Source organism: Streptomyces sp. NPDC021115 (genome assembly GCF_044333065.1).
Taxonomy (GTDB): domain Bacteria; phylum Actinomycetota; class Actinomycetes; order Streptomycetales; family Streptomycetaceae; genus Streptomyces.
Genome location: NZ_JBIRQF010000010.1, coordinates 158,771 through 172,925, shown reverse-complemented (window position 1 = coordinate 172,925; position 14,155 = coordinate 158,771). Strand labels below are relative to the sequence as shown.

The 14,155-nt window shown below is 71.8% G+C and carries 9 protein-coding genes; 4 read left to right on the top strand and 5 right to left on the bottom strand.

The window, feature by feature from the left end; all coding sequences use genetic code 11:
• Positions 1-307 precede the first annotated feature (307 nt).
• Complete coding sequence (locus ACH4TL_RS28345) at positions 308-1,330, bottom strand: Lrp/AsnC family transcriptional regulator (RefSeq protein ID WP_398320971.1); 1,023 nt, start codon at positions 1,328-1,330, stop codon at positions 308-310.
• 137 nt (positions 1,331-1,467) lie between these two features.
• On the opposite strand from ACH4TL_RS28345, the gene ACH4TL_RS28340 reads away from it, so the two are divergent.
• Together ACH4TL_RS28340 and ACH4TL_RS28335 are read left to right on the top strand one after the other, a co-directional pair.
• Positions 1,468-3,072 carry an AbgT family transporter gene (locus tag ACH4TL_RS28340; protein ID WP_398320974.1) on the top strand — a complete coding sequence of 535 codons (1,605 nt, stop codon included), beginning with the start codon at positions 1,468-1,470 and terminating at the stop codon, positions 3,070-3,072.
• 33 nt (positions 3,073-3,105) lie between these two features.
• Entirely contained in the window at positions 3,106-4,260 is a 1,155-nt protein-coding gene (locus ACH4TL_RS28335) for a M20 family metallopeptidase (RefSeq protein WP_398320977.1), read from the top strand.
• A 74-nt stretch (positions 4,261-4,334) separates the two neighbouring features.
• Here the strand turns inward: ACH4TL_RS28335 and ACH4TL_RS28330 are convergent, their stop codons facing one another.
• The 4 genes from ACH4TL_RS28330 to ACH4TL_RS28315 form a co-directional block, all read right to left on the bottom strand.
• Positions 4,335-4,571 (bottom strand): DUF397 domain-containing protein, encoded by a 237-nt coding sequence (locus tag ACH4TL_RS28330; RefSeq protein ID WP_385439260.1) that lies wholly within the window; start codon positions 4,569-4,571, stop codon positions 4,335-4,337.
• 5 nt (positions 4,572-4,576) lie between these two features.
• Positions 4,577-5,437, bottom strand: coding sequence for a helix-turn-helix domain-containing protein (locus ACH4TL_RS28325; RefSeq protein WP_398320981.1), 861 nt, complete (start codon positions 5,435-5,437; stop codon positions 4,577-4,579).
• 224 nt (positions 5,438-5,661) lie between these two features.
• Entirely contained in the window at positions 5,662-7,866 is a 2,205-nt protein-coding gene (locus tag ACH4TL_RS28320; RefSeq protein ID WP_398320984.1) for an aminotransferase class I/II-fold pyridoxal phosphate-dependent enzyme, read from the bottom strand.
• A 213-nt stretch (positions 7,867-8,079) separates the two neighbouring features.
• Positions 8,080-10,455, bottom strand: coding sequence for an ATP-binding protein (locus tag ACH4TL_RS28315; RefSeq protein ID WP_398320988.1), 2,376 nt, complete (start codon positions 10,453-10,455; stop codon positions 8,080-8,082).
• Positions 10,456-10,737: 282 nt separating this feature from the next.
• Here ACH4TL_RS28315 and ACH4TL_RS28310 point away from each other — a divergent pair, with 282 nt between their 5' ends.
• Entirely contained in the window at positions 10,738-10,932 is a 195-nt protein-coding gene (locus ACH4TL_RS28310; RefSeq protein ID WP_398320991.1) for a DUF5999 family protein, read from the top strand.
• 307 nt (positions 10,933-11,239) lie between these two features.
• The gene (locus ACH4TL_RS28305) at positions 11,240-14,107 is read left to right on the top strand and encodes an AAA family ATPase (protein WP_398321349.1); all 2,868 of its coding nucleotides are present in this window, start codon (positions 11,240-11,242) and stop codon (positions 14,105-14,107) included.
• Positions 14,108-14,155: the final 48 nt, after the last annotated feature.

Genomic DNA, 14,155 nt, shown 5'->3' with positions numbered 1-14,155 from the left:
ATAATCACCTCCTGACCCCGGATCGCCCGGAGCCTCCGCGAGGTTCGATGCCGTCATTTGCGTACGGCATCGCCCACCGCATCGAGGGAATCGGCGCGCGGTGGTCCGTACCCCAGGATGGGCAGCGCGCCTACGGTGCGTGCCGGTCGTCACCGGCCGTGCGCCGTCGGCCTTCTGGCGTACCCGGCGGTGCGCCGCCCCGCTGGACGCACCTCCGGGGGCGCACGCTGCTCCGGGGCGTGCCCTCGGACGCCGGTCGGCCCCTCGGCTTCTCCCGATTCCGGGCCCATGGGCCGCTCGCCGGGCGTCAGTCCGCGGTGACGAGGCGTCCGTCCTCGCGGCCGATCCAGTAGCGGCGCAGCACATCGAGCATCACCGACACCTCGCAGGCGGTGATGCCGGGGAAGGCGGCCAGGTCGTGGGTGAGGAAGACGGCCAGCCCCTCCTCGTCCCGGAACACCCCGTGGTGGATCACCGACGAGGTGCCCGCGACGATCGAGACATAGCGCGCCGAGGGGTGGCGGGCGAGGTCGTCGGCCACCTGCTGGATGGCCCCGGGGGCCGCGTGCAGCTCGACCACCACCTCCAGCGCGTACCCCAGCAGCGCGGGCTCGATCTCCACCCGGGGCCGCACCAGACCGCGCCGCAGCAGCGACTGGGTGAGCCGGTAGGCGGTCGAGCGGCTGATGCCGAGTGCGCGGGCCACTTCGGCGGCGCTGGCCCGTCCGTCGTGGCGCAGCAGTTCGACCGCGCCCAGCTCCTCGGCGCTGAAGTCGGCGACGGTGGCGGGCCCGTCGAGCGGATCGGCCGGTGGGTCGGCCGGTGGCTCTGCCACCTCCCGCAGCGCCCGCAACTGGTCGTCGCCGAGCCGGCGCAGCCGCCACGAGTCGGACTTGGCCGAGGCCCGCAGCACCAGTTCGGTGTGGGCCGACCGGACGCCGGGGACGGACGGGATGCGGTTCATCAGCAGCTCCCGCGCCCCGGCGCGGCGCGTGGCGTGCAGCGAGCAGTAGACATCGGTGCGGCCCGTGGTCGTCGCCACGAACGGGATCTCGGGCAGTTCGGCGAGCCGCCCGGCCACCTGCCGTGCCTGCCCGGGGACGGTGGCCACCCAGATGTGCATGGGGTTGCCCTCGGCCAGCATCGGCCACTCCACCTGCCCGATCACCCGCAGCAGCCGCTCGTCCGCGAGCCGGGCCAGCCGTCGGCCGACCGTGCTCGCCGAGCTGCCGAGCACCTCGGCGAGCGCGCTGAGCGGGGCCCTGGGGGCCACCTGGAGGGCGGCCACCAGGTCGAGATCGGCATCGTCGAGCGAAGAAGTGTCCGGCATGGGAGCGAATGTATCGTGCGATGAGTGCCTGATCGGTGAATCATTCTTGCGTAACAAAGCTTTTACTTGCCTCATTCCGTCAGCCCTTCTCTAATGGACGACCACGCTTGCGTCATCCGACGAAGGAAGTGCGGCCGGTGAGCTCGAACGACACCACCACCACGCCCGACAACACCCCACCAGAGACGCCGCCCGGGGCGCCCGCGAAGGACTCCGCGGCGCTGTCCGGTCTGCTCCGGGTGCTCGGCGCCATCGAACGTGCGGGCAACAAACTGCCCCACCCCTTCTGGCTGTTCGCCATTCTCAGCGCGCTGCTCGCGGTGGTGAGCTGGGGGCTGGCCGCGGCGGACGTGTCCGCGGACAATCCGGCCGACGGCAAGACCGTCGTCGTGCGCAGCCTGATCTCGGTCGACGGCATCCGCTCGATGATCACCGACGCGATCACCAACTACGCCACCTTCCCGCCGCTCGGCACCATCCTCGTGGTGATGCTCGGGGTCGCCGTCGCCGACAAGTCGGGGATGCTCACGGCGATGCTGCGGGCAGGGGTCTCCCGGGTCCCGGCGCGCTGGATGACGTTCGCGCTGGCCTTCACCGCGATGGTCGCCCACATCGCGTCCGACGCCGCCTACGTGGTGCTCGTCCCCCTCGGCGGCCTGGCCTTCCGCGCCGTCGGACGCAGCCCGGTCCTCGGCATCGTGGTGGCCTTCGTCGGCGTGTCCGCCGGTTACGACGCGAGCCCGCTGATCACCCCGATGGACGCCGTCCTGTCCGGGCTGACCACGGCGGCCGCGCACACGGTCGACCCCGGATACACCGTCACCCCGCTGTCCAACTACTTCTTCTCCATCGCCTCCTCCGTGGTCCTGGCCGCCGTCATCACCTTCGTCACCGAGAAGGTGCTGGCCCGGCAGGTGGCGGCGCTGCCGCCGGACACCGGCACGGCCGACGCGGAGGGCGAGACCGACCCGGTCTCGCTCGACCTGCGCCCCGAGGAGCGGCGCGGACTGCGCCGCAGCGGGCTGGTCTTCCTGCTCTTCCTCGCGGCGGTCGTGGTGGCCATGATCCCCGCCGGGTCGCCGCTGCGCGGCGAGGGCGGCAGCATCGTCGGATCGCCCGTGCTCTCCGGGATCGCCGTGGTGCTCGGCGTGCTCTTCGCGCTCCTCGGCACGGTGTACGGGCGGGCCGCGGGCACCGTGCGCTCCAGCCGCGACATCCCCGAGTTCATGGCCCAGGGCATGCGGGAGATGGCCCCGATCCTGGTGCTGTTCTTCGCCATCTCCCAGTTCCTCGCCTACTTCAAATGGACGGGCGTGGGCGAGGTGCTCGCCATCCGCGGCGCGGATCTCCTCAAGGACCTCGGAGTGACCGGCCCGATGGCGTTCCTGGGCATCGTGGTGGTGTGCACGGTCATCAACGTGGCGATGACCAGCGGATCGGCCATGTGGGCGCTGGTCTCCCCGGTGTTCGTCCCCATGCTGATGCTGCTGGACGTCCCCCCGGAGGCCACCCAGGCGATCTACCGCATCGCCGACTCCTGCACCAATGCCATCACCCCGATGAGCGCCTACTTCGTGATGGCGCTCGGCTTCCTCCAGCGCTACCGGCGCTCCGCGGGCATCGGCACCCTCGCCTCGCTGACCCTGCCGCTGTCCCTGGCCATGCTGGTGACCTGGACCCTGCTGTTCTACGCCTGGTGGGCGCTGGGCATTCCGCTCGGCCCCGGCGCACCCGTCCGCTGAGCAACCGAACCCCCCTCCCGGAAGGATCCCTTGATGACGCTCTCCGACATCGCCGCCGCGACGGAGCGGGCACTGCCCGAGATGACCGACGACCTGCGGACGCTGGTGGAACTGGAGACGCCGAGCGACGACAAGCACCTGCTGGACGCCGGGCTCGCCGCGATCCGCGGCTGGCTGGTGGCACGGCTCGGCGAGCCGGACGAGACGGAGCGCCACGACTGCGGCCCGCAGGGCGATGTGCTGGCCGTCACCTACCGCGGCACCGCGCCCGGCACCGTGCTGCTGCTGTGCCACTACGACACGGTCTGGCCCGCCGGAACCCTCGCCGAGTGGCCGTTCGAGGTGGCCGACGGCAAGGCGAGCGGACCGGGCGTCTTCGACATGAAGACCGGTCTGGTGCAGGCCGTCTGGGCGCTGCGGCTGCTGCGCGAGCTGCGGCTGCCGCATCCGACCGTGCGGCTGCTGCTCAACGGGGACGAGGAGATCGGCAGCCCGGCCTCCCGGCCGCACATCGAGCGGCTGAGCGAGGACGTCCTCGCCACCCTGGTGTTCGAGGCGGCGCAGAACGGGGCGCTCAAGACCTCGCGCAAGGGCGTCGGGCTGTTCGACGTGACCGCGCACGGCGTCGAGTCGCACGCCGGGCTCGACCCGCTCGCCGGAGCCAGCGCGATCCACGCCCTGGCCGAGGTCGTCCCGCACATCACCGCCCTCGCCGCCCCGGAGCGGGGCACCACCGTGAACGTTGGGCTGATCAGCGGCGGCACCGGCCGCAACGTGGTCGCCGCCCAGGCGCGCTGCGGCATCGACATCCGGATCGCCGAACCGGCCGAGATGGCGCGCATCGACGCCGGGTTCGCCGCCCTCGCCGCCTCCGACCCGCGGGTGCGGCTGGCCGTCAGCGGCGGCTGGAACCGGCCGCCGATGGTTCCCAACGAGCCGTCCCGGCGGCTGTTCAAGCAGGCCCACGCCCTCGCGGCCGAACTGGGCTGGGGGCTGGAGGAGACCGCGGTCGGCGGCGCGAGCGACGGCAACTTCGTCTCCGCGCTCGGCCGCCCGGTCCTCGACGGCCTCGGTGCCCTGGGCTCCGGCGCCCACGCCCGCCATGAGCACACCCTGCTCGACGCCGTCCCGGCCCGCACCGCACTCGCCGTCGGGCTGCTGACGGCGCTCGCGGCCGGTGCCTCGTAAGCACGGAGAAACGCCGCCGCCCGCCTCCGTGATGGTCGGTCACGGAGGCGGGCGGACGGCTTCGAAGATCGGGATCAGGACACCAGGAAGTCGGCCTTGCCCTCCTTGGCGCCCTGGATGAACGCGGTGATCTCGTTGCGGGTGTAGATGAGCGCCGGACCGTCCGGGTCCTTGGACTGACGGATCGCCACCCGGCCGTCGTCCAGCTTCATGACCTCGACGCAGTTGCCGCCGTTGCCACCGCTCCACGGCTTGCGCCAGCCTTCGGTGCCGAGGTCGGTGGCGCGCATGCCGTTGTAGATGCGATCCATGCAGATCAGAGCTCCTTGCGGAAATCGTGGAGGATTTCCTTTGTGCGTCGTGCGGTTGCCGCCTGGGCCGCCATGCGGTCCATGGCCTCCAGATGCGAGGCCACCTCGATGCGTTCATCGAGGTAGACGGCGCCGGTGAGGTACTCGACGTAGACCATGTCCGGCAGTTCGGGAACAGCGAAGCGGAAGAGGACGAAGGGGCCATACGTGCCCGGATGGTGGCCGGAGGTGAACTCCGAGATCTGCAGGGTCACCTGCGGCATCTCGGTGCTCTCCAGCAGCCGGTCCACCTGTCTGCGCATCACCGCGGGCTCGCCCACGGGTCTGCGCAGCACGGTCTCGTCCATCACGACCCACAGCCGTGGCGCGTCCGGGCGGTTCAGCAGCGACTGGCGCTCCATGCGCAGTGCCACATGCCGCTCCGCCTCCTTGGGTCCGGCCTTGCCGATGGCGCCGGTCTGCATGACGGCGCGCGCGTAGTCCTCGGTCTGGAGCAGGCCGGGGACGAAGTGGGGCTCGTACGCCCGGATCATCTCAGCCGCGCCCTCCAGGCTGACGTGCACGCTGAACCAGTCCGGCAGGATGTCGTGGAACCGCTGCCACCAGCCGGGTCGGTTGGCCTCCTCGGTGAGGGCGATGAACGCCTCCAGCTCCGCGCCGACGACCCCGTAGGAGTCCAGCAGCATCCGCACATAGGGCACCTTGAGGGCGACCTCCGCGGTCTCCATGCGGCGGACGGTGGCCGGGGCGACGCGTAACACCTGTGCGGCCTGCTCGCGCTTGAAGCCCGCCTTCTCGCGCAGCTCCTGAAGGCGTTTCCCGAGCACGACCTGGCCCACGGTCGGGGCCGACCGCGGTTCGCTCACCTTGCTACCTCCCCTGCCCCCGTGGCTGATGCCCGCAGTCTGCCATGTCCAGTACGGCCCAGACACACTGCACAAGCAACTCTGCACAATTCAGAGTGTTATTTGCCATGAGGCCGCGGGATGGGGCAACGACGCGGTGAGTGGGGCTGAGCGATACGGCTACGGCGCCATGCGGACCGGTCTGCCGCCGCCCGGGAGGCGGCAGACCGGCCGGGCGGCACGGTTCATGACGCGGTGTCGTCCGTCTGGAGATACGCGGCCGGGCGCGGGTAGCGCATCAGGGCCGGTCCGGAGCCGTCCGGGTCCTTGTCGGCATCGGCGGGCCGGGCGGGCCGGGCCGGGGCGGAGGCCCTCAGCTCGGCGGGGTCGTAGTCGATGACCTGGGTCTGCTCCGCGGGGGACGGCTCCGGTACGGCGCTCGGCTCGGGCCGGTACAGCGGGATCTGGTCGAGCGCCGTCTGCTCCGAGGGCGAGGGCCCCTGGGCGTACCCGGCCGTCGCGCCCTGCGGCTGGATCACCGGGATCTGGCCGGTCTCGGCCTGCGCCATCTGCATCTGCGGGTTCTGTGCCTGCGGGGTCTGGGCCATCTGGAGATACGGCGCCTGGCCCTGCGCCGCCTGGGGCTGCGGCGCCGGGGCCTGCTGCATCTGCCCCATCTGGGGCTGGCCCATATCGGGCTGTGCCATCTGGGGCTGTCCCATGGGGGACTGGCCCATGGCGGACTGGCCCATCTGAGGCTGGCCCATGGGGGACTGGCCCATCTGAGGCTGCCCCATTTGAGGCTGTGCCATCTGGGGCTGTTGCATCGCCGCCTGCATCATCTGCTGCTGTGCCATCTGGGAGGGCTGCTGCATCGATTGCATCGGCTGCTGGGGCATCTGCGCTTGCGCCGGTACCTGGTACAGCGGCGTCTGCACCGGGGGAGTGGCGACGTACGCGGGCGCCAGTTCGGCGGGCGGCTGCGACGCCGACTGCCCGGACGACACCGACTGCCCGTACGGGTCGGACTGCCCGTATCCGTCCGAGGCCACGCCCTGCGGCGCGGGAAGCGCGTTCGCCGAGTACAGCTGCTGCTGTGGCATCTGCTGCATCTGCTGCATTTGCAGGATCTGCTGCATCTGCTGCGGAGTCTGCTGGGTCGGCGGCTGGGGCTCGGGGGCGGCGGGGGCCGCGGGCAGCTGCGGCATCTGCTGGTACTGGTAGTCCAGCTGCTGAGCCGGTCCCGAGGTGAGCGACGCCTGGACGTCCCAGCCGCGCTGCTGCTCGTAACTGATCTGGGGCGCGTAGTAGGAGGTCCCGTAGAGCACGGTGCTCAGCCCGGTCAGCAGCCGCTGCACATCTGGCTGGGAGCGCACCACCAGCCGCATGAACTGGCTGCTGCTGCCCAGCTTGTTGCCGCATTCGCGCACCAGGACGCCGTGCTGGCTGAGGAGTTGGTCCCGCACCCAGGAGCCGTCCGTACCGCCGGGCAGCTTGACGAAGACGAAGTTGCCCTGGGAGGGGAAGACCGTCATCCCGGGCAGCCCGGCCAGCTGGGTGGTCATCTCCTGCCGGTCGCGGCTGAGCATGCGCAGGCTCTGCACGTACTCCTGCCGGTACCGCTTGAGCATGAAGACGATGACCTCGGCGAAGGAGTTCAGGTTCCACTTCGGCAGCCGGGAGCGGATCTGCACGGCCAGCGCGGGATTGGCGACGAGATAGCCGAAGCGGACGCCGTGCAGCCCGAAGCTCTTGCCGAGGCTGCGCAGCACGATGACGTTGGGTCGCAGGATCGCCTCGTCCACGACGCTCGGATACGCCTCGGCGTCGGCGAACTCCAGGAAGGACTCGTCGATCACCACCAGGTCCAGATCGGACAGCGCGTCCATGAGGCCGATGACGGCCTGGCGGGACAGCAGCCCGCCGTCGGGGTTGTTGGGATTGCAGATGACGGCGACCCGCGATCCCCGGGACCGGACGAATTGGACGAACGCCTGCGGGTCGAGCTGGAATCCGCTCATCTCCGGGAGCTGGAACATGTCGACCCGCTTGCCGGTTTCCATCGGCTGGTCGGTCCACCGGCCGAAGGTCGGAATCGGCACCGCGAGGCTTTCCTTCACCAGCAGATGGTCGATCCAGGTGATCAGCTCGGTCGAGCCGTTGCCCATCGCCATGGTCTGCGGCTGAAGGCCGAGCACATCGGCCAGTTCGGCGGTGATGGTGTCCGCGGAGCTCGGGTAGTACGTGAGGATCTCCCGCAGCCTGACCGCCATCACGGCGAACATGGCGGGGGTGGGGAAATACGGGTTGCACGGGATGCAGAAGTCCACAAGCTCCTGTCCGCCACCCGTGAGCCCGGCGCGGTTGAGCGCGAAGAACGACGGGCTGTGGGCGGTGCCACGGAAGAGTTCCATGGCATCACCGGAATTGCCGACTGCGGCAACAGTCACGGCGGGACCTCCTCGGTCGCAAGGGGTCGTGCAATCACGACCGTTGCGGCTCGTCCCTCGAGCCTGACGCATGATCCCAAAAACGTGGGGGACCTGAGGATTTTCGTGGTGTGTGCGCGAAACCGAGCGACAGGTGTGCCCTGATCGAATAAAATTCCGCCCCTCGCTCATCCTGTCGCCCGCTCGTTCGGAGGGGCGGCGGCGGTCGGAGCGTCAGGCGGGGTCGTCCGGCGGACGCTCGCCGTCGGTGAGGGCGGCCCGGTCCTGGTGCGCTACCCACACAGCTACCTGAGCACGCGAGCTGAAACCAAGTTTGCTCAAAATGTGCTCAATATGGCCCTCGGCGGTGCGCTGTGCTATCACGAGCGCCGTGGCGATCTCCTTGTTGCTGAGCCCCTGCGCGACGAGCTGGGCGATCTCGGTCTCCCGGGGCGTCAGCGGCGAGGGCCGCTCGGGCGCCGCCGCCTCCCCGGTGGGCAGTTCGTCCTCCAGCGCGTAGACCAGCCCCTGGTCGTAACCGAGCCGGGCGCCCTGCTTGACGGCCGCGTTGTACGCCGGTCTGCCCAGCGCCCGGGCCACCTTCGCCTCGCACTCGTCGTGGTAGTGGGCCAGGTGCCCGTAGCCGGACAGCGGGGCGCCGACCGAGTGCCAGACGCTCCGGGCGACGCCCAGCAGCCGGGCGGAGCGCCGGTAGTCCCGGTCGGTGGCGGCGATCCAGGCCAGCACCTCCAGATCGACCCCCACGCCCAGCGGGTCGTCGAGCGAGCGGTTGAAGGTCAGGCTGTCCTTCTCCAGCGCGGTCGCGCGGGCGGTGTCGCCCTGCCGCCACACCTCGACGCCGAGTGCCATCATCGTGTACGCCCGGTGCCAGCCCTCGCCGTAGGCGTCGCACACCTCCAGCGACTCCTCACCCAGCGCGATGGCGCGCGGCGCGTCGCCGACGAACGAGTGGGCCAGGGAGAGCCGGATGAGGGCCAGTGCGAGCCCGACCGGATCGCCGGTGGCCCGGTGGCGGGCCACCGCCTCCTCGTAGAGCGCGGTCGCCGACGGTACGTCGCCCCGGTACATGGCGACCATGCCGGAGTAGAGCGCCGCGTACGCCAGGACCGGGGCCAGGCCGAGCCGTTCGCCGATGGCCCGGCTCTCCGCCAGCATGGCCGCGGCCGCGTCGGTGTCGGACTGGATGATGGCCAGCCAGCTGTTGGTCCACAGCGCCCGCGCCCGCACCTCGGTCGGCTCCGGGCAGGCGGCGAGCCCCTCGTCCAGCCAGCGCCGCCCCTCGCCGAGGTAGTAGCTGGTGATCCAGTGGTAGAGGAGGTCGGCGGCGATGCCCAGACCGCAGGTGGTCTCCGCCGGATCGGCGAGCCCCGCCTCCAGGGCGCTGCGCAGATTGGCGTGCTCCAGCTGGAGCCGGGTGAACCACTGCACCTGGGCCGGGCCGAACAGCGCGGCGCGCGCGTCGGCCGCCAGCTGCCGGTAGTAGTCGAGGTGCCGCCGCAGCCGGACGGGCTCCTCCCCGGAGGCGGCGAGCCGTTCCCGGCCGTACTGGCGCAGCGTGTCCAGCATCCGGTAGCGCACCGTGGTGCCGTGCTCCTCCCGGAGCAGCACCGACTTGTCCACCAACTCGGTCACCAGGTCCAGCACATCCTCGCGGGCGATGCCGTCGCCCGAGCAGACCGCCTCGGCCGCCTCCAGGTCCAGGCTTCCGGCGAAGACCGAGACCCGGGCCCACAGCAGCCGCTCCCGCTCGGTGCACAGATCGTGGCTCCAGTCGATCAGCGCCCGCAGCGTCTGGTGGCGGGGGAGCACCGACCGGGATCCTGTGGTCAGCAGCCGGAAGCGGTCGTCGAGGCGGTCCAGCAGCTGCTGGACGGAGAGGGCGCGCAGCCGTACGGCGGCCAGCTCGATTCCGAGCGGAATGCCGTCCAGCCGCCGGCACACCCGTTCCACGGCGTCCCGGTTGGTGTCGGTGACGGCGAAGCCCGGCAGGATCGCCCCGGCCCGCTCGACGAACAGCCGCACCCCGTCGCACTGGGCCAGCGCCGTGGTGGACAGCCGCGGCCCGGCGGCGTCGGGCAGTGCCAGTGCCGGAACGGCCAGCGTCTGCTCCCCGGCGGTGCCCAGCGCCTGGCGGCTGGTGGCCAGGATGCGCAGCCGGGGAGCGGCCCGCAACAGCCGGTCGGCGAGCAGCGCGCAGCCACCGACCAGATGCTCGCAGTTGTCGAGGATGATCAGGGCCTGCTTGTCGCGCAGATGGTCCACGAGGACGTCCAGTGGCGGCCGGGCGGACTGGTCCCGGACGGCCAGGGCCTCGGCCACGCACGGGGCGAGCAGATCCTGGGTGTCCAGGGCGGCCAGTTCGACCAGCCAGACCCCGTCGGGGAACGCCCGGCGCGCCTCCTCGGCGACCCGCAGCGCCAGCCGGGTCTTGCCGACCCCGCCCACTCCGGTGAGGGTGACCAGCCGGGAGGCGGACAGCATCCGCCTGGCCTCGGCCGCCTCGTGCCGACGCCCCACGAAAGTCGTCACCTCGGCCGGCAGCCAGCCTGTCTGCCGCCCGGTCGGGGTGCCGGTCGCCACCGCACCCATCGATGCCTCGCACCCGCCTCGGGCGAGCGGTTTTCCCGCTCGTCCCGAACGGTCCCGGTTCCAGGCTATGCCCGGGGTGCGGCCCTGCGCAGCCCTCGTGCGGGCCCCTCCGGCGGGCACCGGGGGTGAGCGGTGGTCGCCCTGGGTGACCTGGGGTTTCCCGGGGGTGGATCAGGTAGCGATCCGGGGAGATCTCCCCTCCCGGCGGTCCGTTCCGCCGTTCCATCCTGGTGGCCTCGTGAAGAGTTCCGCCGAACGCCGGCGGAAGATCGAAGGTTCGCCATGTGCCTCCACCAGCCCCCTTGTCCGCCCGCCGACGCACCCGACCATGATTCGGCGCGTCTGGTGGCGTTCCACCCCGAGCAGGGGTGGAGCCTGCTCTGCAATGGAGTGGTGATCTTCGCGGACACGGGGGAACTGCTCCCTGACGGGCGCGTCATCCCGGCGCCCCGCACCTGCCCCGACCAGGCGGGGTGAAGTCCGACCGAAGGGAGATGCCATAGCCGACTCCACGCCTCGTACCCACACAGTGATACGAATCGGCCCGGGGACGGAACGGTGCACGCCCTCACCACACCTTCCGGCTCCGGGCCATTGCGCCGGTAGCTCCGCGCGCAGAAGCGCGCACATAAGCGCATGTCTGCGATCGGCGTTGATCGCCATGATGCTGTTCGTGTAGCCTGATGATCGCTTCAAGTAGTTTATTTGTGCGGATTTTCGCGTCATCGGGGGTGCGAGGGGGGCCATTGTGCTGGACCGGACCAACGATTCCGGTTTACTCAGCATGCTGGTCGGCCGCACCGCCGAGCTGACCGAACTGGCCAGCCACGCGGAGGCCGCGTGCGCCGGGCGGTCAGGGCTCGTGGTGCTCTCCGGGCCCGCCGGAATCGGTAAGACCAGCCTGCTGCGCGCCTTCCTCGACAGTGACACCTGCCGGAAGATGACCGTCCTGCACGGCACCTGCGGCCAGGTCGTGGCCGGTTCCGGATACGGCGGCGTACGCGCCCTCTTCGGCCCCCTCGGGCTGACCGCCGACGACGCACACGACTCCCCGCTGCTCCAGGGCAGCGCCCGCCGCGCCCTGCCCGCGCTCGTCCCCCGCCCCGGCGAGGAGGACCCGGCCTCGGTCGCGACCGTCTACCCGGTGCTCCACGGGCTCTACTGGCTCGCGGTGAACCTCATGACCCGGGGCCCGCTCGCGCTCGTCCTCGACGACGCGCACTGGTGCGACGAAAGCTCGCTGCGCTGGATCGACTTCCTGCTGCGCCGTGCCGACCACCTGCCGCTGCTCGTGGTGCTCGCCCAGCGCACCGGGGCGGAGCCCGTCGCCCCCGCCGCGCTGGCCGACATCGCCGCCCAGCCCCGCACCTCGGCGGTCCGGCTCGGCCCGCTGACCGACGACGACGTGGCCGAGCTGGCCCGGCAGGTCTTCCCGGTCCCCGTCGCGCCGTCCTTCGCCGAGCGCGCCACCGCCGTCTGCGGCGGCAACCCCCTCACCGTCACCCGGCTGCTGCACGAGCTGCGGGCCAAGGGCGCGCGGCCGGACGACACCGGGATCCGCGGGATCGCCGAGGTCGGCCAGTACGTGGTCGCCCAGTCGGTGCACGCCCTGTTCGAGCGCCAGCCCGGCTGGGTCCGGGACGTGGCCACCGCGATCGCCGTGCTCGGCGAGGAGGACCCGGAGCACCTCGGCGCCCTCGCCGCGGTGCCCGCCGCCCGTGTCGAGGAGGCCGTGACGCTGCTGCGCGGCGCCGAGGTGGTGGCGCCGGACCGTCGCGAGCTGGTCCATGACGTGGTGCGCTCGGCCGTGCTCGACGCCGCCGGGGCCGACGCGCTGGCCGGTCTGCGCGCCCGGGCCGCCCAGCTGCTCAGCGACATCGGCCGCCCTGCCGAGGAGGTCGCCAACCAGGTGCTGCTGGTGCCCGGCACCCCCGAGCCGTGGATGCGCTGGGTGCTGCGGGAGGCGGCCGCCCAGGCCGGGACCCGCGGCGCGCCCGAGGCCGCGGCGCGCTATCTGCGCCGGGTCCTGGAGGCCGAGCCCGACAGCGTGTCCGCCCGCGTCCAGCTGGCCGGTGCGCTCGCCGAGACCCACCCGGCGGAGGCGATCCAGCTGCTGAAGGACGCCCTCGCCCTCACCCCCGACGTACGGGCCAAGGCGCCCATCGCCGTCCAGCTGGGGATGACCTGCCTGACGGTGCAGCAGTCACCGGCCGCCGTACGGACGCTCGGCGGCGTGCTGGACGCCCTGGAGGCCGAGCTGGGGGACGATCCCGAACCGCGCGACAGCGAACTGCTCACCCTCGTCCGGTCCGCGCTGCTGATCAGCGGATGCGACGAGAAGGGGACCATCACCACGGTCCGGGAGCGGTTCGAGGGGCTGGCCGAACCGGCCGGGGACACGCCCGCGCAGCGGCAGCTGCTGGCCATGATGACCGTGCTCAGCGCGATGGAAGGCACCTCGGCGGAGCGCACGGTGCGTCAGGCCCGCCGCGCCCTGCACCCCTCGGGGGTGGCGCTCGGCAACTGGTCGCTGCTCTTCTCCGCGTTCACCCTGAACCTGGCCGACGAGGTCGAGGACGCGATGGAGGCGCTGGACCGCTCGCTGCGGTACGGCCAGGAGAACGCCGCGGTGTGGAGCTACGTCCTCACCCTCTCCACCCGCGCCCTGATGCTGCACGGCCTCGGCGCCATGCCGGACGCGCTGGCCGACGCCCAGACCGCCGTGGAGATCGTCGGCCATGAGCGGTGGGGCAGCCATATGACGATGCCTCAGATCGCCCTGGCGACCGTCCTGATCGACCGGGGTGAGCCCGAACGCGCCGAGGAGCTGCTGGGCCAGGTCACCCGCCCGAACCTGGACGGGTTCGTCATGGAGTACCACTGGTATCTGATGGCCCGCGCCCGGGCCCGCTGGGCGCTCGGCGACGGGCGGACCGCGCTGCGGCTGCTGCTCGACTGCGGCTCGTCGCTGGAGGAGACCGGGTTCGCCAACCCGTGCTTCATCCCCTGGTGGGCCGAGGCGGCCTCGGTGTACGCGGCCGAGAAGCGCGCCGACGAGGCCGCGGACATCGTCGCCCACGGCGCCGAACTCGCCCGTCGCTGGGGCACCCCGCGCGCCCTCGGACTCGCCGCCCTCGCCCGCGGCGTGACCACCCGCGGAGAGACCGGCATCGGCCTGCTCAACGAGGCCGTCGCGCATCTGTCCGCCTCACCCGCCCGCGCCGAGCACGCCCGGGCCGAATTCACGCTCGGCGCCGCCCTGCTGGACGCCGGGGACTCCCGCGGCGCCCGCGAACACCTGCGGACCTCCGCCGACCTCGCCCAGAGCTGCGGTGCGCTGGCGCTCGCCAAGGGCGCCCGGCGGCGGCTGGTCGCCGCGGGCGGCCGGATGCGCGAGATCACCGCCTCCCCGGTGGACCTGCTCACCGGCACCGAGCGCAAGGTGGCCACCCTCGCCGCGGCCGGGTCCGGCAACCGGGAGATCGCCCAGTCGCTGTTCGTCACGGTACGCACCGTCGAGACGCATCTGACCAGCGTCTACCGGAAGCTGGGGCTGGCCCAGCGGGCCGAGCTGGCCTCGGTGCTGCGCACCCCGAGCGTTTCGCATCCGCAGGCTCCGGAGTGGGTGTCCGCGGCGCGTGGCCATCGCTGAGCGCGACGCCGCGGCGCTCCTCCGCACTCCGAATATGTGCTCGACATA

Coding starts and splice junctions, on each gene's coding strand:
- ACH4TL_RS28345 (WP_398320971.1), bottom strand. CDS start 1,330: ATGCCGGACACTTCTTCGCTCGACGATGCCGATCTCGACCTGGTGGCC.
- ACH4TL_RS28335 (WP_398320977.1), top strand. CDS start 3,106: ATGACGCTCTCCGACATCGCCGCCGCGACGGAGCGGGCACTGCCCGAG.
- ACH4TL_RS28330 (WP_385439260.1), bottom strand. CDS start 4,571: ATGGATCGCATCTACAACGGCATGCGCGCCACCGACCTCGGCACCGAA.
- ACH4TL_RS28315 (WP_398320988.1), bottom strand. CDS start 10,455: ATGGGTGCGGTGGCGACCGGCACCCCGACCGGGCGGCAGACAGGCTGG.
- ACH4TL_RS28310 (WP_398320991.1), top strand. CDS start 10,738: ATGTGCCTCCACCAGCCCCCTTGTCCGCCCGCCGACGCACCCGACCAT.
- ACH4TL_RS28305 (WP_398321349.1), top strand. CDS start 11,240: ATGCTGGTCGGCCGCACCGCCGAGCTGACCGAACTGGCCAGCCACGCG.